The organism is Clostridioides sp. LIBA-7678 (genome assembly GCF_056716065.1).
In genome coordinates, this window is the sequence record NZ_CP196987.1 from 3,337,108 (window position 1) to 3,361,098 (window position 23,991).

Sequence of the window (23,991 nt, forward strand, 5' to 3'; positions counted from 1 at the left end):
TAATTATAAGCTATTAATATTGTAAAGCTATTATTTTAACATAATGACTTTAATACTTATAGTTAATTTTACTTTTGTTGAAAGGTGGTAAATGACATGAAAATTTCAGAAATTGCTACTCCAAGTTTTTTACTAGATTTAGACCAGTTAGAAAAGAATATTGATACAGTTCAACAAATTTGTTCAAAGAATAATAAGCAACTTTGGCCTATGCTTAAGACGCATAAAAGTACCTATATTGCAAAACTTCAAAAAGATGCAGGAGCCACTGGATTTCTAGTTGGAACACTTGATGAGGCTGAATGTTTAATGAAATCTGGCTTTGAAGATATTATGTTGGCTTACCCTTACATGGGAGATGCAAATATAAATAGAATCTTATCTATGGCATCAAAAATAAATTTAATATGTGCTACAGATAATCTAGAGTGTGCTAAAGCTTACAGTGAAGCTTTTTCTAAGGCTAAAGTTGAATGTAAATTACTTATTATCGTAGATTGTGGCTTACATCGTTTTGGAATTGAGCCAGAAAAAGTAGTTGAACTTGCTACTGCAATTTCAAAACTAGAAAACATAAAAATCGTTGGTATAAGCTCACATCCAGGACAAGTCTATGGCTGTAGTTCCCCAGAAGGAGTTCCAGATGTGTGTATTCAAGAAGATTCTTCTTTAGAGAAAGCATGCAAGGCTTTAACTGATAATGGATTCAATGTAGAAATTGTAGCTTCTGGTAGTACTCCAACAGTTGAAGCTGAAGCTGCTTCTAAAACTATAACTGCTGTAAGACCTGGAAACTATGTATACTACGATGCTATACAAATAGGTCTAGGTTGTGCTACTGAAGATATGTGTGCTCTTACTGTTATGTGCACTGTAATCTCAAAAAATAGCAGTGGATATTATTTAGTAGATTGTGGAAGCAAGTGTCTTGGACTTGATAAAGGTGCACATGGAAATAGTAGTATTGTTGGCTATGGCAGAGTTTGTGGACATCCAGAACTTACTATTGATTCACTTTCAGAAGAAGTTGGAAAAATTAAAGTAAATGGTGAAACTAATATAAAAATTGGTGATAGAATAAGAATCATACCTAATCATTCTTGTTCTACTGCAAACTTGACAAGTAATTTGCTAGGTTTTAGAGGAGATACAATAGAAAAAGTTATCAAAGTGGATATACGTGGAAATTCACAACAAATTCTACTTTAAAAACATATTTATATTAATTTCAAAATGTATTTATTATAATATCGACATTAAAAATGTAAAAAGAAAATATGTTTTCATCATTTCAACAATGAAGAAGAGGTTTATCTCTATTTTGAGATAACCTCTTCTTTTTTAATTAGTATATAATTATTATATTTGTCAATTTCTGCATATATAGATTCTCATACATACTTTATAATTAGGTTATAATTTTATTTTATCTACATTAATCCCATAACAGTAAGTAAAACTCTTACTATCAACATTCCCACTACTGCATCAAATATTGGAACTGCCAGCAATAACACTCTATACTTAGTACTAGCATTTGCTACAAGTACTATTCTTGCATAATGACCAACTAGAGTACCCATTAACATACATGGCATAATTAATATAGTTGCTTGTGGTGCAGTAATTAGACCTTGTGCAAATAAGTTTGCTGCTGTAGCTGCTCCTGCTGCCTTAGCAAAGAACGCTGCTATCAAAACTACAACTGATTCTCCAGGTAGTCCAAAAATACCCATTACTGGTCCAAAAACACTTCCTAAAATATCAACTAGTCCAGTTAATTGTAAAAACTGTACTATTACATAACCCATTATCATAGCTGGTAATATTTGTTCAACACCTATGTAGAAACCTTTTTTTGCTCCCCCCATAAATGTTTCAACAGCAGTTTTCTTAGGTTTACTATTTACAATTGCATTTCCATTAGTTTGTTGACTCATACTACACAGCCTCCTTAGTCTTAGTCTTTTTATTTTTTATACTTATAATTAATCTAACTAGATTAGCACCAAGTATCTTACAGAATATCTCTATAAGGATTATTGGGCCTAATGCCAATAATGCTATTGGTAAAAGTGGAGCTTGAGTATTTATTGTGTTTAATATAACAGCTGAACCAGCATATTGATATGCTACAAATATAGTTCTTTCATCATCAGTTATTTCTCCACTTTCATACAATTCTTTTGTCATTATTGAAGCAACATCTGAACTAGTAAATGAAGATACAAATGCTATACCTGCTATACCAGGTATACCAAGTATAGGTCTAAGCAATGGATTGAATATTTTTGATGCTGCTTTCATTCCTCCCATAGACTCAACTACATCTATAAGACCTACAGCAAAACAGACAGTTGGTATTAAAGTCAGTGCAAATAAGAATCCATCTTTTGCTCCAGTTCCTCCTTTCCCCATAAAATCTACACCATCTGAGATAGTACCAAATGAACCTGTAAGATTTGCAAAATCTAGTGCTTTAAGAAATCCTTGACTATCCTTAAATATTCCTGAAAATAATACTATCAATATAAATAAAGACAGATACCCTTTCCATGTTACCTTATTATCTCCAGTTGTTTTATCCATATAAAATCCCCCTTTATACCTAAAATTTATCTAAATTTAAAATAATTGTAGAAATTAATTTCACCCTCTCAAACATCGAATTTACTAATGCGTATTCTCTTGATGTATGATTCCATTCTCCTCTTACACCAAAAGAGCAGATTGTGGGAACGTTTGCAATAGTCAAATAACTAGCATCTGAACTACCTCCAAGTCTCTTAGCATCTAATTCTCCAAATCCATTTTCTTTTGATACTGTATTTACAAATTTATGAAATCTCATAACATCTTCTGTAGTCTCAAATGCCATCATTTCGCTTATAAAGTCAACTTCTGTAGAAGTTCCATCTATATAAGTTTCTTTACATATTTCTCTAATTCTTTCTTTGACATTCTCCATTTCTTCCACTTTTTCAAATCTAAGGTCTACTTCTATATTACAATCTTCTGGAATAGAGTTTGATACTCTTCCTCCTTTAATTACACTTACACTTGCTGTAGTTCCAACCTCAAGATTGGTCAATTTCTGTATGCATAATATCTTATTTGCCATTTCTTCTATGGCATTTCTTCCACCTTCAAAGTCATTACCTGCATGTGTCTCTACACCTTTTACATGTATATTACATCCTATTCTTCCTTTTCTACCTACACACAAGCTATTGTCTACTAATCCAGTTTCCATATTAAAAGCACAAAGACCACCTTTTGCTTCTTTTAATATAACTTCCCCACCAGTTGAATCCTTATGTCCTATCTCTTCATCCCCAGAAAATACTATTTTTATTGGTCTTTCTTTATACCCTATTTTATTTAAAGCTTTGATAACATATAAAGCAATTATTATTCCACCTTTCATATCTAAGACACCTGGTCCATATGCTTTTCCCTCTATTATTTTAAATGGATTTTTACCAAATGTACCTGTTTCAAACACAGTGTCCATATGTCCTGAAAAAATTATTGGCTTTTTATCTATATTAGAACCAAGTGTTCCTATAAGTGTGCTACCATTATCTCCAACATCTACTAGCTCACAATCTAAACCTTCCTTTTCAAACTCAAGCTTTAATCTATCAGCCAACTTATTTACGCTTTCTTTGCAATGTGTATAGCTTTCCATATTGACAATCTCTTTCCATAATGAAACTATTTCTTCTCTATTCTCATCAACAAACTCAGAAATCTCATTTAAATATGTATTCATAATAATCTCCTTCATTCTTTAATAAAATATACTTATTTCCTAAAACTAAGCTTATTTTAGGAAATTTTAAAAGACTAGTCCTTAAATACAAAATATCACAATTATTTTTATCAGTCAACATTTTTTTCTGTATTTTTTATATTTTCTGATTTTTCTTTTAATTTTCGTTTTGTAAAATAAATTGACGCGTTTTATCTACTATTATAAAATGAGGATATAAATTGATTGATTATAATACTCTCGAAATCTTAAAGGAGGTTTTATGAAATATAAAATTGGATTTTTAACAACATCTTATTTTATGTCAGACAAGTACAAACAAGCTCTTAAAGAACTAAAAAATATTTGTGAAATTACATTTATTGAACTCAAAGGAGAAAATCCTTTTAGTAATTTACCTAATATATACAATGAGAAAGTAGACAATTTCGATGGATTTGTATGTAGTGGTATAGTTCCATATAGTGAACTTGTAATAAACATAAAGGACATAAAAGTACCATTGAACTTTTTAAAACTTGATGAAAGAGATTTTTATAAATACTTATTTAAGCTATTAAATAGCCATAAAGATATTGATTTTACAAAATCATTCATGGATTTTTTAAGAGAAGACAATAATTATTATGATATCTATTCATTAATAGATTCTAATAAATGCCCATATACAATTAAAGATTTTAAAATCCCTCAACCTGTGTATGACTTTAAGAAATTAAATGATAAGTTACTGGAGATACACTTGGATTTATTGAAAAATAATAAGATTAACCTTTCTTTTACTAGAAATTACATCATTAGTTGTGAACTTAATAAACTTGGACACGATTGTATTTATATGGTTCCATCTACAGAATCAATCTTAAATACATTTAAATCTTTAGTAAACGAAATAACATTACAAAACTTAGACAAAAATAAATCTGCAACTTGCATAGTTACAGTAAACAGTTCAGAGTATATAAATGAAGATTTGATATTTAAAAATGATGAGATACAAAACCAAATATATAATACTCTCTTAGATTCGCTATCAAGAAATGGTTTTTATGGTGTTCAAGTCAAAAAAAATGATATGAAAATAGAGATACATACCACTAAAGAAATGTTAAATAATATGACCAATAATTATACAGACTTTTTTATTTCAGAAGATTTAAAAGAAATTAAGTATAGCTTAAATATTGGTTGGGGTATTGGAAATACAAATATTCATGCAGAACAGAATGCTCGTCAAGCTAATGGTAAATCTGCTTCTTTAGGTGGAAACTGTACTTTTATAGTAAATGATACTAATAATACAATAGGACCTTTATATTCAAATAAGAATTATCATGATATTGAAGAAAGCTCATTAGCTAATAAGGTTGCTTCTTTTATCCCTCTATCTAATACTAATGTATCTAAAATTATGTGCATGATTAATGATAGAAATTCAAATAATGTCTCAGCAGAAATACTATCAGACTATATGAATATAACTCTTAGAAGTGCAAATAGAATATTAAGTATCTTATATAAATCTGGAATTGCTACTATTGTAAATACAAAACTTGATAACCAAAGAGGAAGACCAAAAAAAATATATAAAATTGACTTCTTGTCTTTTTTAAATAATATGTAGATATTTAATTTAGTTAATAAAAAATTATATATCATCATAGCCACTACAAACTATAATTTGTAGTGGCTATTTTTTATATCATCACTTGTTACTAATTTTTTAAATTCAATTATTTTTTTTAAGCAGTTTATACCATCCTATTATCAGTAGAACAATAAATACAAGTGCATCTATAAAGAGAATTACTGTAACATGTTCGACAATATTATATATAAAAAGTATAGAGAATACTTCTACAGACAAAGCTACAAAACACACAAAATTAGTTAAATAATCTGCAATAATATCAATATGAAAAGTATGTATTTGTAACCATCTCCATATAAATGGACGTAAAAGAAATCTAAACACAACACAAATAACAGGATATGCATAAATAAATTTTTTATCTACATAATTAGCCACTCCATTATTCCATTGCACAGGAATCTGGGATGGCAACTTTGGAAATACTATTATTGCAATCAACAAACATGCAAGAGTAATAACTCCCCATGTAAATTTTCCTCCCCACATATATAAGAAGCTTACAGAATCTAGTTTGAAAATAGGTCTGTTTTTATTCCAGTATTCTGGCACCTTATTTATGTATTCTTCTACTTTTAAATTTAAATAAGTTAATTCCTCAGACTTTAACATTTTCTCACACATACTTTTAGCATTTTCTAAATCGGATATTTGAGTTTTAAGAACTTGCTCTTGTTTTTCAAGAACTTCATATAAAGAGATTTTCTGTAATATAATATTACGGATATCCTCAATAGAGATTCCCAATGTACGTAAATATGCAATTTTTTTGATGTCCTCCACATTTTCCTCTGAATATTCCCTATATCCATTATTTTCATTACGAATTGGTTTAATTAAAAACTCTTTCTCATAAAAACGAATATTAGAACGAGCCAATCCTGTTTTTTCTTCAACTTCTTTAATTGTCATTTTTAAACATCTCCTTCCCATTCTGCTAAACTATAACTATGCTCTAGTTTTATATCCATTCATTTTTTATGTAGAAGTATTTATGATATCTTAAAATCAAGTTCCTTATCTACTATAAATTTTTATACAATACTCTATTTTTCTATATTTAAAACTATATTATTTTCTATAAAGTACTCTATAAACAAGGTTTATAGTCAAGTATTTTTATTATTTTTTTGATTTCATAAAAAAAAGCATAACAAATCATTTGCCATGCTTTTTTATTAGACTATAGATTCTATAAACTTAGAGTATAACTATTACATAATAGTATTAACCTTACTCATCACATCTTTTGCAAATATGATAGCTTCACTTATCTCTTGCTCATCTGGATGACTTTGAGACTCTTCATGATTATTTAACTGTTCACGAATATGCTCATTCTCAGGATGAAGCTTTAACATCTCTTCATATTTTACTTTTAACTCTTTTGCTATCTTCCCTTGGCATATAAATGAACCTAAGTTTTCATTATCTTTTGAAACGATTGATTCAACCTTTTCTATAATACTAGCACCATAACTTCCCTTTGTACTAGCTCCCATTGTTCCAAATAGAGCTATCTTTTTGTTATGAATATTTTCAAGTACTTGTTTTGAATTTTTATCACAAATTCCTTTATCCACCCAATATCCTAGGAATACTATATCATAATTTTCATAGTTAATACTCTCATCAACTAATTCACTTATGTTTTTAATGTCTTTTTCTCCTTGTATTGCATCATATATAGAATAAGCAATTTTTTTAGTATTTCCAGTTAAACTTGAATATAAAATTAAACTTTTCATGATATATCCTCCTCTTTATCTATACACTTATCTCATCTTAGCGAAAACATATTAATTATGAATATGTTTTTTAATTTCTATAAACATAGTCTAATCTAATATACATCCAAACTGGGAACGTGTTTGTAATGCATCTGCACATTTCTTATTGCAATAACAGCATTTTTTAATATCCTCGACTCTTCCATCTTTTACTTTTTGTAACCACTTACTATCTGCCAATAATTGTCTTGACATAGAAACCATATCTACCCTGTCATTTAAAATAATATTTTCTATAAAATCTGGACTAGATAATTTTCCAACTCCACACACTGGAAGATTTGTGTGTTTTTTCACTTCATCAGCCAAATATAAAAAACATCCTTCATCTTTAAAATAAGGATGACTCTTAGTTGGTATAGTATCTTCTAATTTTGAATGATTTGCAAGTGTTACATGAAAACTATTTACGCCTGATGATTCAAATTTCTTCACAAAATACTCAACCTCTGAAAGTAGCACTCCTGCATTACCATAATGAGGGCTTTCTTGTCTTATTGCAAGTTTGTAGTCTATTGGAATATCCTTAATCTCATTTCGAATACTCCTGATTATTTCACTTGCAAATCTACTTCTATTATCACATGTACCACCATATTCATCGTTTCTATTATTAAATATACTTGAAGAAAAACTTCCTATCAATCTATCTCCATGAATCTGAATCATATCAAAACCAGCTTTTTTTGCATTCAATGCTGCTACTTTAAACAAATCTAGAATATTCTTAATTTCTTCTTTTGGCATATTTGTTATGTAATCTTTTACTCCATCACTCATAATTCTTTTAATATCGTCATGTGAAGTAATTCCTGCCTTCATAGTATCTTTAATTAAATTAATATCATAATCTGAACAAAACAACTGTGCAGATACCTTTGCACCAGAATTGTGTATTTCATCCACAATTTTCTTATACTTCATTACTCCTTCTTCATCTGATAAACTCAAAGCCATCTTATGAAAGCTAGGTCTAACAGATACATCTCCCAAAGTAATCAGAGCTACACCTGATTTGGCAATATCACAAAGTTTTTTAATTTTTTCTTCAAATTTAAGACTCATGCTTGTAGGTGCAAATGATACTCTATTTTTTAATTCCAAATTTCCAATTTTAATTGGCTTTAAAAGATTGCAATACATCCTATTCTTCCTCCACTGTTGTCTTTATATCCTTTACTATATGTAATTTCTTAACTAATTCTCTATACTCTTCATCTGAAAATTCTTTTTTTATATTATTATCCCATTTTGAAAATATATTTTTTATATCTCCTAAGACTTCCTCACCCTTATCTGTTACTCTCAGCTGAAAAGCTCTGCTGTCATTGGGATTTTGGATTTTTTCTATGTATCCATCTTGCTCTAATCTAGATATAGTTCTTGTTGTATGCGCTTTGTCAACTTCAAATTCTGTTGAAATATCATTTAAAGAGCAGTTTCTATTCTTATTGATATAAATTAAATAGAAATACAAACCATTCGTAAGTTTGTATGGCTTTAAACATTTCTCACAATAAAGTTTAAAGTTTTTTTGTAAATTACATATAACATACGATAAACTTTCATACTGTAAATTTCTAAAATCCATCTTAAATTTCCCCTCTATAATTTCAATTTATTTGACTATATCAACTATATTATATTAAACAATTAATCTAGTCAAGAATATTTTACTTTATTAACATAACTTTTATTAATTTTTTATAAAACTCTTTTGCTAAATAATTATGATTAAGTTGAAACTGGAATTTTTAATACTTAGCACACATAAATATATTTTATATAAAAGTTTATATTTTCAAATAAATAATTTTTCGAAAATTGTCTAAATTCTGTAAAAATATGGTACTATATACATAGGCAATATAAATCTATAAAAAGGAGTGTTACATATGATATCTAATAAAATGCAAACTTTAGTTGCAAATAGCTCTGTTATAAGAGCTATGTTTGAAGAAGGAAAAAAACTTTCTGATATTTATGGAGAAGAAAATGTTTTTGATTTTAGTATAGGAAATCCAAGTGTTGAACCTCCAGAGACTATTAAAGCAGTTATAAATGATATTTTAAATGAAGAATCTCCAAATCTAGTTCATGGATACATGAATAATTCAGGATATGAAGATGTAAGAGATGCTATTGCTGAACATATAAATAAAAAAGACGGGTTAAACCTTACAAGAGAAAATTTAATTATGACTTGTGGTGCTGCTGGTGGTCTAAATATTATTTTAAAAACTCTTTTGAATCCTGATGATGAAGTTATTGCTTTTGCTCCATATTTTGGTGAGTATAAAAACTATACAGAGAACTATGATGGAAAATTAATAGAAGTACCTACAAATATAGAAACTTTTGAACCAGATTTAGATGCGTTGAAAAATGCCATTACTTCAAAAACAAGAGCTTTAATAATAAACACTCCAAATAATCCTACTGGTGTTATCTATTCTGAAGAATTATTAAAAGACCTTGGAGAACTATTAGACTCAAAGCAAAAAGAATTAAATACAAACATATATCTAATCTCTGATGAACCATATAGAGAAATAATTTATGATGGTGCTAAAGTACCTTGTGTACTAAAATACTATAGAAATTCATTTATAGGATACTCTTATAGTAAATCATTATCTCTACCTGGTGAACGTATTGGATATATTGTTGCTAATGGACAAATGGATGATTTTGATGATGTTATGTCTTCATTAAATGTTGCAAATAGAATACTTGGATTTGTAAATGCTCCTTCTCTTTTCCAAAGAGTTATTGCAAGAAGTTTAGATGCTGAAGTTGATGTAAATATTTATAAAAAGAATTTTGACCTTTTATATAATAGCTTAATAGATATGGGATTTTCTTGTGTTAAACCTAGTGGTACATTCTATTTATTCCCAAAAGCTCCAATTGAAGATGATAAAAAATTCTGCAATGATGCAAAACAGTTTAATTTATTATTAGTACCAGGTTCTTCTTTTGGTTGTCCAGGCCACTTTAGAGTATCATATTGTGTGTCTTATGACAAAGTTAAAAGCTCTTTGCCAGCATTTGAAAAATTAGCTAAACTTTATAATTTAAAATAATTAAATAAGGTAATTCAAATAATTAACTACCTTAGTTTAGAATCTAAGTATTCTATACTAAGGTAGTTTATAATTTTATGTACTATATTTTATATACCATATTATACCAATATACTTGAATATTGTAATCTATAGTACTAATATAAATTACAAGGAGGTGTTTGACTTGAAAAAAGGTTATGTTTATATCATACTGACTACCCTATTTTTTAGTTCAATGGAAATTAGTCTAAAAACTGTTACTAATGACTTTAATCCCTTACAAATAACTTTATCAAGATTTTTTGTTGGTGGTTTAGTCTTACTACCTTTTGCCATAAAAAGATTAAAATCTCTTAATCTTTCTATTACAAAATCAGACCTAAAATACTTTGCATTTCTAGGTTTTATGTGTGTAGTTGTGAGTATGTCATTGTACCAGCTGGCTGTTCTAAACACAAAAGCATCTGTAGTTGCTGTTTTGTTTAGTTGTAATCCAGTATTTGTAATGCTTCTAGCTTACTTAATTTTAAAGGAGAAAATATATAGGCACAATGTAATTTCACTTATATTAGAAGTGCTTGGAATTATAGTTATCATAAATCCATTGCATACAAAATTAACTCTTAGTGGAATATTCCTGACATTATCTTCTGCTATCATTTTTTCAATGTATACTGTATTCGGTAAAAGGAAAACGTTAAAATTTGGTGGGATAGTTGTAACTTGCTTTAGTTTTATATTTGGAAGTTTAGAAATGTTAATATTAGTTTTGCTTACTAAAATTAATTTTATAGCAGATATTTTAAATAAAAATAAACTCCATGTATTTGCAAATATCCCTATTTTTAGTGGCTATACTTTACACAATATGCCTATTATGATTTATGTGTTTGTATTCGTCACAGGTGTTGGTTATGCACTTTACTTTATGGCAATGGAGGCTACATCTACTAGTCTTACGTCTTTAGTATTCTTCTTTAAGCCAGTAATCTCTCCAATACTAGCATTATTAATACTTAAAGAAATTATACCCATTAACATGATTATAGGAATTTTATTGATAGTAATTGGTTCAATAATTTCTATTATACCTACGATAATTACTCAAGCACATAATAAGCACGTTGAAGCCTTGTATAAGGAGTAGTAACTTATAATCTATCTAATCATACATAAGACAAATTTATTAGTCTTAAAGGAAATATAAAAGAGATGCTATCATAATAGCATCTCTTAATTTATATTTATTTTAAATTTTTTAAATTCTCTATTTAGCTAAGTTTTGTAAAAAACTATAAGTTTGTGGACAAGCTGCTTTTAATTTACTATTCGTATCTTGATTTAAATAATAATATGCAAATGCTTCTGCGAAGAATTCTTCTGGATATACACCTAAGTAATTTACATTACCTAAAGAACGTCCTTCTTTAGCAAATATTTGTTTAAATTGCGCTGATTTAGAAATATCATTTAATGCTATATGGTCTACTGCATGTGCTGTTTCATGTAATTCTAAGTTTATTGCATCATGACCTTTACCTTTGTTACTAAATCCTATTCTAAGAGCTACTGAACTTCCACCTAAACCAGGAACGTCATCCCAAGTTTTTCCAGTGCCTTCCCAACCCTTAGGAACTACACCTTTTAAATAAGCATATTCTTTTTCATCTGTTAATTTTCCACTTAATAATTTTATTTTTAAATTATCTTGTTTTAAAGCATTTAAATATTTTCCATCTATATTTGCTAATCTACTTACCATAGCGTTAGCTTCATTTTTATTGTAATTTCCAGCTGGAAGAACTACTATTTGATTAAGTGTTTCTTTATTTTTTTGTACATTTACATTATCTGCATGTGCACTTACTGGAACTGAACTTATTAAGAATATTGACATTATAGCGATTAATAACTTTTTACTTGTTTTCATATTATTCCCTCCTTTGAGTTAGGCCGGGAGTAATAAATTTCAAAATAAAAAAGATACCCAAGAGTATCTTTGTATATACAAAAAGAAATTTTTACTCTTTTCGGCAACTGGCTGGCGTAGTTTACTAAACTTTAGCCCCTATAGCTTTGCGTGACTAGGTTTCCCTAGTTTTGCCTCATTTAATTTTATATTTATATTATAGCTTATATATTTCTAATTGTCTATAGTTTTTTGGATTTTTTTTCTAAAACATTATTATTTTTTTACATAATCTTTCAAAAAAAAATATCTTCTAACAATATTTTCACTCTTAAATATTGTTTTAGAAGATATTTTTTAATATTACTTATATTTTAATAATGTTAGGGTCTAATTTGTGTTTTTGTTTCTTCTTAATATAATAAGTCCCACAATAGCTCCTAGACCTAATAGTATTTCTCCAGTAATTGTAGTGTTATCTCCTGTCTTTGGTGGTACTGGAGGATTTACTATAGCGTCATCTTTCACTTTATTATTCTTTTCTTCTGATACTGATGGTTTTACTACTTCTGGTATTGGAACAATTGGTTTAACAGGATTTTCTATTACCTCATCTGATGGTGGTATTGGTGGATTTACTACCTCTGGTATTGGAGGATTTACCACATCATCTGATGGTGGTACTGGTGGATTTACTACTATTTCATCTGTGTCAGATGGTTTTGATGGTTTTTTTGGTTTATCTGTGTTTGGTGGTACTGGTGGATTTACTACTGGTTTATCTGGATTCGGTGGTGTTGGTGGATTTACTGGTGGATTTTCTTGTTTTATATTTTCTATATTTCCAATATCCACAATACTACCAATATCTTTCTTATCAATATTAACTTTGACTTTATCCTTTAGTTTTTCATATCCACTTGGAGCTATTATTTCCACTAAATAATATATTCCTGGTTTTTTTACACTAGACTGAATTATACCATCTTCATCACTAACTAAATCTTTAACTACTACATTTCCATATACATCTTCTAAATTAAACTTAGCACCTGAAAGTGCCTTTTTATCTAAAGAATCTACTTTTTTAGCTTCAAAAGCATAACCTTGCTTAGTAGTTTCTACTCCAGGAGGACTTGAGCCATTAATCTGAGCTACATTTTGTATAGTCTCTCCAACTTTTACATCTGTAAAATCTGCATCGAATGTAACCCAACTTTGTACAGGTTCGCCTTCTTTTATCTGCTTAAATTCATATTTATTTACTAATCTTACAGTATTTTCTCCATCTCCAGCTTCTTTTTTAAACTCAAGGTTATCAGAATATTTTATATTAGATATTTTTAGAGCTGGGTTTACTTCATCTAAAAGATTTACTTGCCCTGCATCATAAACTCCATAAGTTGACATATTTATTTTGTATTTAACAATTTGACTATCATTGTTATTTAAAACTTTTTTATCAACTTCTTTTTTTGCACTTATTAATCCAGAGTTTTTCTTAAAACTTATCTCATCGCTTTTATCAACTTGACTGTTATTTGCATCAAGAACAGCTCTATTTGTATAACTATCTTCAATACTAATAACCTTTAATGTATAAGCTATATAAAACTTTGATTCTACTTCTTCTTTACTAAGATTAATCGTAAATCCAGTTATAACTTTATCTACTTGACCGCTTTCATTTCTTTTCTCTTCTATTTTATATGAAATATTGTTTGCGATTTTTTCTTTACTCCAAGGAGTCCAGTTACCATTCATTGGAATTTCTACTACTCTAAAATCATGTCCAGCTTCTCCTGCTGTAGTTAATCTCATACCCTCTGGTATATTATCTGTTATAACAACATTACTTATTGGCGACTTATCATCATTTACTGAAATCTGATAGTTTATTACTTGGCCAACTTGAGTAATATTTGTTACTCCTGAATGCCCTTTAGTCAAAAGATAATCGCTACCTCTATCAAAGATACTTACAGTAGCATCATCTTCTTGTACCTTCTTACCATCAGATTCTATCCTAGCTACATTTTTATATTTATTATCATGTTTTGCATTTTCATCACTAATTCTAGCTTTGTATTTAACAGTATATGCTTTATCTATATTTCCAAAATTAACTGATATAGAATTTGCACTTTGTTCAATATTAAAATCACTTACTTCTTTCCCATCACTTGTTACTACACTTACAGAATCATTTACTAGTGTCAATCCTTCAGGAAGCTCATCATACAAAGTAATATCTTTCAATTCTTCCTGTTTCTCATTTACTAGTATGCTATAATTTATATCTTTATTTTTAACTGGCATAAATACTGTAGTTGATTTTTTTCCTTCAACAAGTTTCTTAAGTGTTCCTTTAGACTCTTCTTCCTCGCCCTTATCTCCAGGCTTTATTTCTACATCCACATCTCCACTTCCACTTTCTATTTTTCCAGTAGTCTCAATATGAATTTTTGTATTTGTCTCTTCATCAACCCTTTTAACGTATGCTTCTAGACCTATTTTTCCTTGCATTACACTTTGACCATTAGGAAGTTCTCTAAATGTAAGTGTATATTCTCCATTACTTTCTGTTTTGTCGAAACATTCACTTGTATAATCTAAATTAACTTTATTAAATACATCTGGCACCTTGAAAGTTATTGAATCACCTGCTTGTATTCCCTTTGATGTTGGAGTATAAGTTAAATTAAATGATATCTTTTTCATTGATTCAGTTTCTATTGTACTATTATTAATTTTTATAATAAATCCATAATCTTCATTCTCTTCATTAAGTTCTTCTTCTAACGTTTTCAGCAAATTCTCATCTTCTAGCAGCTTTTCTTCTTTTGGAGTCTGCTCTATATTTTTATTATCTAGTGGCTTTTCCTCTTCTGGAGTCTGCTCTGGTTTTTTGTTATCTGATGGCTTCTCTCCTTCTGGAGTCTGTTCTGGTTTTTTGTTGTCTGATGGCTTCTCCTCTTCTGGAATCTGCTCTGGTTTTTTGTTGTCTGATGGCTTCTCCTCTTCTGGAGTCTGCTCTGGTTTTTTGTTGTCTGATGGCTTCTCCTCTTCTGGAGTCTGCTCTGGTTTTTTGTTGTCTGATGGCTTCTCTCCTTCTGGAGTCTGCTCTGGTTTTTTGTTATCTGATGGCTTCTCTTCTCCACTTGATGAACTAGTTGAATTATTTTGAATCTGACTGTTATCTCCTAATTCTGAAGCATAAGATAAGGTTGGATAGATTGTAGATACTACCATACTTAAAATCATAATTAAACTTATTAATAATGCCTTTTTATTCTTCTTCCCCATATAGATTTCTCCCCTCTACGCTATCTATAATTTATAAACTTCTATTTATATCCCATTAAAATTAATTCTAAGCAAAAAATTATATAAAAAAAGCCATGAAAATAAATAAATTTATATCCATAGCCGGTTGCACCACTGACTCAGTATGTCCATAAGGTGCCCAATGATAGAACATACATCAACATCTCTATAATATTTTATAAAAAACAATTAAAATTGTTATATTCATACTAGATACAATTACATATCTATATTATATTATGCCAACATCTTCCTGTCTATATATTTTACATTTTTTTCCTTACAATAATTTTAATTAATCATTAAATAAAATCCTTATCTACAACAATTACACAATTATATTCAGGATTCATCTCCTTAACCAATTTAGTTATATCTTCTTTTAATTCTTCCTCTGACATATTCTTAGAGAATTCAGAAGGATTAACTACTATATCAAACACTAAATTTTTCTTACTTCCCTTTCCAACTATTCTGAAATCATGCATAGATTTTACAAGACTATTTTTCTTAAGTATTTCTTCAAGTTCTTTTTTTGCTGACATAACTTCTTCATCTTCGAGACATATAGGGTCCATATGAATTACTAAATACATATCTAATTTTTCAGATATTTCTCTCTCAGCATTATCTATAATTTCATGAATCTCCATTATATCTATATTTGATGGAATTTCTGCATGTATAGATGCTATACATCGTCCAACTCCATAGTTATGAATTATTAAATCATGTGTACCTATAATATGTTCATAAGATAATAATGATTCTATAATAGATTTTACCATTTCTTCATCTGGTGCTTCTCCTAGAAGAGGATTTATAGTATCTTTTACAAGAGAAAATCCAGCATAAAGTATTACTAGTGATACTACAATACCAACATATCCATCTATAGGTAAACTAGTAAATCTAGCTATGACAAATGATATAACTACGCAACTCGATGTAAATACATCTCCTAAAGCATCAAGTGAAACTGCTTTTAAGGCTGAGGAGTCAATTTTATTTCCCATAAATTTATTAAATTTACTTAACCAAATTTTAATCATTATAGATGCAATTAAAAGTATAAGTGGTATTACTTCAAATTTTATAGGTACTGGATTTACTATCCTTTCCACAGATGACTTTATAAATTGAAGTCCTACCAACATTACCATGAACGCCACAATTAACGCCGATAAATATTCTATTCTTCCATGTCCAAAAGGATGCTCTTTATCAGCTGGCTTACTTGCTAATTTAAAACCTATCATAGTTATCGCTGAGGATGCCATATCAGAAAGATTGTTAAATGCATCAGCCATTATAGCTATACTTGATGTAAGCATACCTATAGACACTTTTACTACAAATAAAAGTAAATTAGATAATATACCTACTACTCCAGCTACATACCCATACTTATTTCTAACATCTTTATTTTGAACGTTTTTACTATCTTTGATAAATGTTTTGACCAGGATTTTTGAAAACATAAAATTTACCTCCTTGTCTTCTGTTTTACTGACAAATTTTAGAATTTATATCTTTATTTATGATAACATAATTCGTCTATAAAATTCTTAAAAGTTCATATATCAATAAGATATTACTAATTTTATACATTTATTATAAATGCAATGTATTCTTAGCTTAAATTATTGGATTCTAATAAAACTAGTCCTAGATATTTTATAATTTCATCTAGGACTTGTATTACTATTTTATACCAACTATTTTATTTAACATAATCGAACCTGTTTCTGGATTTTCAAATTCAATTTTAACACCCTTTATATTAGATAAATCTATATTTTTAAACTTATCAATAGGTATTATTGTATCACTTATTGGAGTATACCTTGACCAAAACTCCATAAATTTACCTTCTACATATTCGTCTCTCACAGCTTTACCCTCAAAATACTTCATAGCAGACACTTTATCATTATCCAAAGTTACACTACTTTCTTTTCCTTTAGAATCGACTAAGCTAAGTTTAAATGAAACTATTTTATCTTTACTATTTAACTCACTAGGAGAATTTAACGCCCATCTAAATTTTAATGCAGAATAATCTTTTAAATTTTTATTATTTAAGGGCAATTCTATTTTTCCATCTTTAGATTTCCAATCAACTTGCAATAAATCTAAATTTTCACTTGAGCTTATATTACTAAAAAGGTTTGCAGTATCTTTATCTAATCGTTCTGACTCAACTAACTCTTTTGTATCAACATTACTTGAGTCTATATTTTCAAATGACTTTTTGTTGAATAATTCTAAAGAACCGCTATATTTAACTTTATTTAATGTCTGATACCCATACATTTTAGATGGCAATCCATTTTTACTAAAAATAGGAGATTCACTATCATCAAAATCAAAAATAGATTTCATATAGTCAACTGCATAATTAGAAAAGAACTCTCTATGTTCTTCTTTCCCTAATTTTTCAGGATAAGTGCCATCTGTATCTCGTGGTGGAGAAAATTCTTTTTCTCCTAAAACTGAGTTATATGCATTGTGATTTCCACCTACTAAATAAGTTAGTCCTAGTGGACTTTTTCTATTTTTATCCAATGATATATCATAAAAAACATCATCCCCACTATGGATAACATCTCCATCATATTCTGATACTATTATTGCTGTTGGTACATCTGGAAACTTTTCTATTGGACTATTATAGGCTGGTGTAAGTGATATAATTCCTTTTATCCCTTTAAATCCTTTTTGTATTTGGTCTTGTGCTATTTTTAATACCCCAGAACCAGCTACAGAATGACCTATAAGACCAATATTATCTAAATCAACTTTGTCTTTAAGATATATTCCAAATCCATTTTTACTGCCATCATATGCATCTTGAAAAGCTTTTATATAAGCTTGAGTCAGATATGTTATTCTCTCATTTTCTACAGGTTCTCCATACTGAAAAGTATAGTTTACTGAAGTATCAATAGACACCCCTATAATACCATTTTTAGCTAAATCTTCAGTAAGATATTTAAATCCATTTTCAAAATCATTTTCTCCATCTCCATGTTGCCCATGAAAAATTAACACTATAGGTGCTTTTTCTTTTATATCTTTAGGAGCTGATATTATACCTTCTATCTTAAAAGGTATGGTCTTCCCCCTTACAACCATTTCTGATGTTCCCAAACTAAATTTATTAGATTCAATTTCGTTGTCATTATTTTTTGTTGACTTTATCTCATATGTTATTTTTTCATTTGAAACTACACTAGAATTAGAATTACTTGTACAACCTACAAAAAGAGCACTTATTACTGCTATAGATAAAATCATACTAATCCATTTTTTCGATTTCATAAATTTATTCCTTTCTACCATATCTGTTTAAATACTATTTATTGGATTTCTAGTAAACTTTCTTTCTACCTTCATACTTATTTATTAACCTTTCTAGCATTATAATCTATAACCTTATCTGCATTGTATAAATCTAAAAATTTTTCTTTCTTATTTAGTAGAGTAATACCATCTATGTTTCTTCTATCAGTAATAACTAAATTTTTATCCTTATAAATTTTTTCATATGATATTGGACCTACACCTGCAAAAATCGTAAATCCTTTTGACTGAAGATACTCCAACCCTTTAGATGACTCATTAGGAAACTCACCATATGGAGGTATATATATTTTTGTTTTTCCAACGACTGATTGAACTTCTCTTTCCCATTTAATAGTATCATCTCTAAGCTTTTCTAGAGAAATTTTTTTGAGATTTGGGTGTCCATAACTATGGCTAGCAAATTCCCATCCATTTTCTTTTAGCTTATAGACTACTCTCTTACATTGTTTTAATTCTTCATTTCTATTTGGATAATCTCTTTGAATTCTATAACCCAAAATACCTTCAAATCCAGTTACTGCTAAAACTCCCTTTGCATTATTATGAGAAAAATCAGGATGTAGTTTTACAAAATCTTCAATTAAAGGAACCATTTCTGTTTCTGTACTAATAAGATATTTACCATTTGGTTTTTTAATATATCCAGCTAACTCATTATTTCTATCTAGGACAATTTTTTCTGTTATTCCATTACCTAACATATATTGATTATAATTTATATCATCTATAGATATAATAATTGGTCTTTTTCCTTCTGGTAACAATAATTTTTTTCTTACTGTTAACTTCTTACCACCAACTTCTTTTTCCTCATATACATCTTTGTATGATACAAGTATAAAGTTCCTTTGATATAAGTTATTCAATATTTTTTTAAATTCTTTTGTAGTAACAAACCATTTAGAAAATGTTTTAGATTCATAATCACCATCAAATGCCATTTCTGGATATACGATTAATGGATGTACAAATATATGTTCAATTTTACCTTCATAATACTTACTTGTATTTTCACTTATTTTTGAATTATTTTTTTCATATTCTAAATTTGTATCATAAAAAGCATATGAAAAATTACTGATGGACATAATTATAACTATAGATAATATTATAAACAAATTTTTCATAATATTTCTCCTTCAACATGATTATAAATAATAAAGCTTATTATATTAAAATAAAAACTTATTACTTACATTCTTTTTATTTATTATGTTTAATTTGTTTATCACTATACACCATATTAATAGTAACATTAATCTAAATTTGTATTTATAAACAAGTTAATACATTTATATCAAGCTTTGTACATACTATTTAGAATTATGGTATTATTTTTCCCAAGTATTATTTATAATATGATTTTTATTTATAATATATTTTAATTTAAAATTCTGAATAAGTATCTTTTTATAAGTATTTTTTCAACTAATTGTTTTTATATTTTATTCTGATAATTTATCTTGTTCTAAAAAAATAGTCTCAAACTCTGGAAGTGTTGGAAGTCTTAACAAATGTCATATATTTTTGAATATTCATATCTATACTATGTATATCTCACATCCATCTGATTTTATCATATTTTATATGATAAACATTCGCTTTTATAATTTATAACCTTATGATACACTATGCACATAGGATTTTAAACGGAAAGGAATGAAAGAAATCATGTTTTTTGTAAGTGATATTTATACAGAAGCACCTATTAAATTTGATACTCCATTACAAAAAGAGGTATATAAAATATTACAAAATTTGAATATTGAATTTGAACGTGTTGACACAGACGAAGCAATTACAATGGAGGATTGTGTTCAGATTGATAAAAAATTAGATATGAAGATGGTAAAGACTCTATTTCTTTGCAATAGACAAAAAACAGCTTTTTATCTATTTATTATGCCAGGTGATAAACCCTTTAAGTCAGCTAATTTTAGCAATGCATTAGGAGTATCTAGAGTTTCTTTTGCTCCTGCTGAATTGATGGAAAAGATGTTAGGTACTAAAATTGGCGCAGCTACTATTTTCAGTGCTATACTTGACAATGATAATATTATACAAATTGTTTTTGATAAGGATGTTGTCAATGAAGAATGGTATGGATGTAGTGATGGGACTACTACTAGTTATATGAAAATTAAAACAAATCAAGTCATTCACGATTTTTTACCTTTTGTATGTCATACACCATCTATAATTGAATTGTAATATAAAGAAACATTAAAGAAAGATACTTGTATAAAACACAAAACCGCAAAGTCATGATATATTCTACTTTGCGGTCTTATAAAATTAACTTTTGATACTAAGATTTCTAGTTCTGCTATTTTTTAGCGTTCTAAGGACTAGTTTTACAAATTCATTCGATATTAAAATAGTTGATGCAAATAGTATTATTTTTATCCACATATTAAAATCTAAAGAAACAGAGTTAAAGAAACTCTGGAATACTTGTGTAAATATTATCTGGATTATACCTGTAACGACTATTATTTGTAATGCCAACTTATTCTTAAAGAAATTAGGTATTGTACTATTAAAGCCAAACTCCCTACAATTCAATGCATTAAAAAGGGCACTGAATGCAAATAAAGAAAATATAACAGTACCTTGTTCATCTGGTGTGGCTCCCAATATATTAAAAGCTGATTGTGTAAATACAATTGTAATTATAAGGATAGCATTTATAATAATATTTATAGACATAGACCTAGCTATTATTCCAGAGTGTCTATTTATTGGTTTTCTTTTCAACACATAATCTCTAACAGGTTCTAATCCTAATGCAAGAGCTGGAGGACCATCCATTATTATATTTACCCATAATAATTGTATCGTAGTAAATGGCATATCTTTACCAGTAAGTTGAGATATTATAGCAATTATAAATGCTACTATATTTACAGTAAGCTGGAACTGTATAAATCTTTGGAAGTTTTCATAAATACCTCTTCCCCATTTTATTCCCTCTACTATTGTACTAAAACTATCATCAGTCAATATTATATCTGCTGCATTTTTAGATACTTCTGTACCTGAGATTCCCATAGCAATACCAACATCTGCTTGACTAAGAGCTGGAGCATCATTTATACCATCACCTGTTACGGCTACAACCTCACCACTTTTTTGAAGTGCAGAAACTATTCTCATCTTTGTATCTGGTTTACTTCTTGCTACAATAGATATTCCTTTTATTTCTTCTCTTAACTCTTCATCTGTCAGCACATCTATATAGGTTGCTTCAACTGCCTTCTTGCCATCATTCAATAATCCTAATTCATCTCCAATAGCAGTTGCTGTATTGATATTATCACCTGTAAGCATTTTTACATCTACACCTGCATTAAATGCCTTATCAATAGACTCTTTAACTCCTGCTCTCAATGGGTCTACTATTCCTACAAATCCACTAAACACTAAATTTTCTTCCTTCTCATACCCTCTTGGGTTTCCGATTAAATTCAATTCTCCTTCTGAGGTTATTGCAACTTCTGTTCTAGATTTAGTCATCTTTTTATAAGCAAACCCCAATGTTCTCATAGATTTAATTTGTAGTTTTTTAATTTCATCGAGAATACCTTTTTCTATTTTGGGAGTTATTGGGACAATACTTTTTCCTTGTTGTACATAAGAACATCTCTTTAATAGTACTTCTGGAGCTCCTTTTGAAAGCAGTATATCCGAATCCTCTTGACGAATTAATGTTGACATTTTCTTTTCTTCTGAGCTAAAGGGGATTTGTGATATTAAATAAGTTTGTTTTCTCATTTCATTATAGTTTTTATCGTTATGATATAAAAGTAATGCACACTCTGTTGCACTTCCAATATATTTAAATGAATTGTCTTCCTTTTCTATATCTGCTGTTGAATTTACTATACAGTTTTGTTCAAAATAACTATTGCTCTGATATTCTCCACTACTTATATATTTACCATCAACATATGCTACTTCTACCATCATCTTATTTTGTGTTAAAGTACCTGTCTTATCAGAACATATTACGGAAACAGAACCTATAGTTTCACAAGCCTCTTTCTTAGTTACTAAAGCATTTATCTTTGCCATCTTTTGCATTGTTATAGCTAAAGTAATATTTATCATGGTTGGCAGACCCTCTGGAACAGTAGCAACTATTAAAGCAATACAAACCATATACGCATTCTTAGCAGGTTCCAATGATTGTAAAAAGGACAAGATACTGCTTGTATCCAAAATTAACAGTCCTTTTCTTTGCATTTGTATAATCATAAACATACACAATAAAGTAGCTATTACTCCTGATATTCCTGCTATTTTAGCCCCTAACTTACCTAATTTAATTTGAAGTGGAGTTTGCTGGTCATCATTTGATAAGTTCTGTGCTATCTTACCCATTTCTGTCTTATCACCAATGTGAGTAACAACCATTATCCCTCTACCATATGCTACAAGAGTTCCACCAAATACCATATTGATTTGTTTTGCAGGTATTGTATCTTGTTCGATTATTTCTGTTTTAGAATAAACTACCTCCATATCCAATATAGCATCAGCATTTTTAGCTACATCATCAGATTCTCCTGTTAACATATCTTCTCTAAGTTTTAGATTTATAGATTGTATAAGCCTTCCATCTGCTGGTATCATATCTCCTGTTTCTATATATACAATATCTCCTGGTACTAAATCATTTTTTGATATTTTAACTATCTTTCCATTTCTAAGTACCTTTACCTCTATATTCTCTGTTAATTTTGATAGAGCATGAGCAGCTTTTTTAGATTTCCCTTCAGTTATTATACCTATGGAAATCCCAATAAAGATAGCTCCTAAGATACCTAATGCATCATGCAATTCTCCCACAAATGAACTTATCACTGCTGCTCCTATAAGAATTAATATCATAGGTTCTGTCAGACTTTCCCCCAACTCGTCCCAAAATGTTCGGCCTTCCTTTATTGTAAATTCATTTAATCCATATCTAAGCTTCCTCTCTTCCACCTCATTATCATCAAGTCCAACTTCTGGATTTGTCTTTAAGTATTTTAATACTTCTTTGGTAGGTTTATTATAATACCTCATAACTTTATCCCCCTTGTTAATTATCTATAGAG

Annotated in this window: 18 protein-coding genes and 2 riboswitches; of the genes, 5 read left to right on the top strand and 13 right to left on the bottom strand. The window is 28.7% G+C overall.

Annotated features, from left to right (window positions below; all coding sequences use genetic code 11):
* The first annotated feature begins 96 nt into the window (after positions 1-96).
* Positions 97-1,209 (top strand): alanine racemase, encoded by a 1,113-nt coding sequence (locus tag ACTG46_RS15570; RefSeq protein ID WP_054271391.1) that lies wholly within the window; start codon positions 97-99, stop codon positions 1,207-1,209.
* A gap of 221 nt (positions 1,210-1,430) precedes the next feature.
* On the opposite strand, the gene ACTG46_RS15575 is transcribed toward ACTG46_RS15570, so the two are convergent.
* From ACTG46_RS15575 to ACTG46_RS15585, 3 genes are read right to left on the bottom strand one after another with little or no spacing between them, the layout of a single operon-like run.
* Positions 1,431-1,940: a nucleoside recognition domain-containing protein gene (locus tag ACTG46_RS15575; protein ID WP_054271392.1), complete on the bottom strand. Its 510-nt coding sequence runs from the start codon at positions 1,938-1,940 to the stop codon at positions 1,431-1,433.
* A gap of 1 nt (position 1,941) precedes the next feature.
* Positions 1,942-2,589 carry a nucleoside recognition domain-containing protein gene (locus ACTG46_RS15580; protein ID WP_054271393.1) on the bottom strand — a complete coding sequence of 216 codons (648 nt, stop codon included), beginning with the start codon at positions 2,587-2,589 and terminating at the stop codon, positions 1,942-1,944.
* A 19-nt stretch (positions 2,590-2,608) separates the two neighbouring features.
* Positions 2,609-3,775 carry a M20 family metallopeptidase gene (locus ACTG46_RS15585; RefSeq protein ID WP_479923146.1) on the bottom strand — a complete coding sequence of 389 codons (1,167 nt, stop codon included), beginning with the start codon at positions 3,773-3,775 and terminating at the stop codon, positions 2,609-2,611.
* A gap of 262 nt (positions 3,776-4,037) precedes the next feature.
* On the opposite strand from ACTG46_RS15585, the gene ACTG46_RS15590 reads away from it, so the two are divergent.
* Positions 4,038-5,399, top strand: coding sequence for a hypothetical protein (locus tag ACTG46_RS15590; RefSeq protein ID WP_479923147.1), 1,362 nt, complete (start codon positions 4,038-4,040; stop codon positions 5,397-5,399).
* Positions 5,400-5,504: 105 nt separating this feature from the next.
* Here ACTG46_RS15590 and ACTG46_RS15595 read toward each other — a convergent pair whose 3' ends face one another.
* The 4 genes from ACTG46_RS15595 to bilQ all read right to left on the bottom strand — a co-directional run bounded on the left by ACTG46_RS15595 (position 5,505) and on the right by bilQ (position 8,807).
* Entirely contained in the window at positions 5,505-6,338 is an 834-nt protein-coding gene (locus tag ACTG46_RS15595) for a MerR family transcriptional regulator (protein WP_479923148.1), read from the bottom strand.
* Positions 6,339-6,640: 302 nt separating this feature from the next.
* Positions 6,641-7,174, bottom strand: coding sequence for a flavodoxin family protein BilS (gene bilS, locus ACTG46_RS15600; protein WP_054271396.1), 534 nt, complete (start codon positions 7,172-7,174; stop codon positions 6,641-6,643).
* A gap of 90 nt (positions 7,175-7,264) precedes the next feature.
* Positions 7,265-8,359: a bilirubin reductase gene (gene bilR, locus ACTG46_RS15605; protein ID WP_479923149.1), complete on the bottom strand. Its 1,095-nt coding sequence runs from the start codon at positions 8,357-8,359 to the stop codon at positions 7,265-7,267.
* A gap of 1 nt (position 8,360) precedes the next feature.
* A complete protein-coding gene (gene bilQ / locus ACTG46_RS15610; protein WP_054271398.1) occupies positions 8,361-8,807 on the bottom strand; it encodes a bilirubin utilization transcriptional regulator BilQ in 447 nt (148 codons plus the stop codon).
* Positions 8,808-9,111: 304 nt separating this feature from the next.
* On the opposite strand from bilQ, the gene ACTG46_RS15615 reads away from it, so the two are divergent.
* Positions 9,112-10,302: a pyridoxal phosphate-dependent aminotransferase gene (locus ACTG46_RS15615; protein ID WP_167639998.1), complete on the top strand. Its 1,191-nt coding sequence runs from the start codon at positions 9,112-9,114 to the stop codon at positions 10,300-10,302.
* A gap of 166 nt (positions 10,303-10,468) precedes the next feature.
* Positions 10,469-11,431, top strand: a complete 963-nt coding sequence (locus ACTG46_RS15620; protein ID WP_054277403.1) for a DMT family transporter — start codon at positions 10,469-10,471, stop codon at positions 11,429-11,431.
* Positions 11,432-11,551: 120 nt separating this feature from the next.
* On the opposite strand, the gene ACTG46_RS15625 is transcribed toward ACTG46_RS15620, so the two are convergent.
* The 5 genes from ACTG46_RS15625 to ACTG46_RS15645 all read right to left on the bottom strand — a co-directional run bounded on the left by ACTG46_RS15625 (position 11,552) and on the right by ACTG46_RS15645 (position 20,016).
* On the bottom strand, positions 11,552-12,214 hold the full coding sequence (locus ACTG46_RS15625) for an anthrax toxin lethal factor-related metalloendopeptidase (RefSeq protein ID WP_167640000.1): 663 nt from the start codon (positions 12,212-12,214) through the stop codon (positions 11,552-11,554).
* Positions 12,215-12,313: 99 nt separating this feature from the next.
* Positions 12,314-12,399, bottom strand: a riboswitch (cyclic di-GMP riboswitch).
* Positions 12,400-12,583: 184 nt separating this feature from the next.
* Positions 12,584-15,499 carry an SrtB-anchored collagen-binding adhesin gene (locus ACTG46_RS15630; RefSeq protein WP_479923150.1) on the bottom strand — a complete coding sequence of 972 codons (2,916 nt, stop codon included), beginning with the start codon at positions 15,497-15,499 and terminating at the stop codon, positions 12,584-12,586.
* Between the two features lie 112 nt (positions 15,500-15,611).
* Positions 15,612-15,697: riboswitch (cyclic di-GMP riboswitch) on the bottom strand.
* Positions 15,698-15,822: 125 nt separating this feature from the next.
* A complete protein-coding gene (locus tag ACTG46_RS15635; RefSeq protein WP_479923151.1) occupies positions 15,823-17,001 on the bottom strand; it encodes a cation diffusion facilitator family transporter in 1,179 nt (392 codons plus the stop codon).
* 223 nt (positions 17,002-17,224) lie between these two features.
* Positions 17,225-18,844 (bottom strand): alpha/beta hydrolase family protein, encoded by a 1,620-nt coding sequence (locus ACTG46_RS15640; RefSeq protein ID WP_479923152.1) that lies wholly within the window; start codon positions 18,842-18,844, stop codon positions 17,225-17,227.
* A 77-nt stretch (positions 18,845-18,921) separates the two neighbouring features.
* Positions 18,922-20,016 carry a polysaccharide deacetylase family protein gene (locus ACTG46_RS15645; protein WP_479923153.1) on the bottom strand — a complete coding sequence of 365 codons (1,095 nt, stop codon included), beginning with the start codon at positions 20,014-20,016 and terminating at the stop codon, positions 18,922-18,924.
* 532 nt (positions 20,017-20,548) lie between these two features.
* On the opposite strand from ACTG46_RS15645, the gene ACTG46_RS15650 reads away from it, so the two are divergent.
* Positions 20,549-21,100 carry a prolyl-tRNA synthetase associated domain-containing protein gene (locus ACTG46_RS15650; protein WP_479923154.1) on the top strand — a complete coding sequence of 184 codons (552 nt, stop codon included), beginning with the start codon at positions 20,549-20,551 and terminating at the stop codon, positions 21,098-21,100.
* Positions 21,101-21,184: 84 nt separating this feature from the next.
* Here the strand turns inward: ACTG46_RS15650 and ACTG46_RS15655 are convergent, their stop codons facing one another.
* Positions 21,185-23,959 carry a calcium-translocating P-type ATPase, PMCA-type gene (locus tag ACTG46_RS15655; RefSeq protein ID WP_054271407.1) on the bottom strand — a complete coding sequence of 925 codons (2,775 nt, stop codon included), beginning with the start codon at positions 23,957-23,959 and terminating at the stop codon, positions 21,185-21,187.
* Between the last annotated feature and the right edge of the window lie 32 nt (positions 23,960-23,991).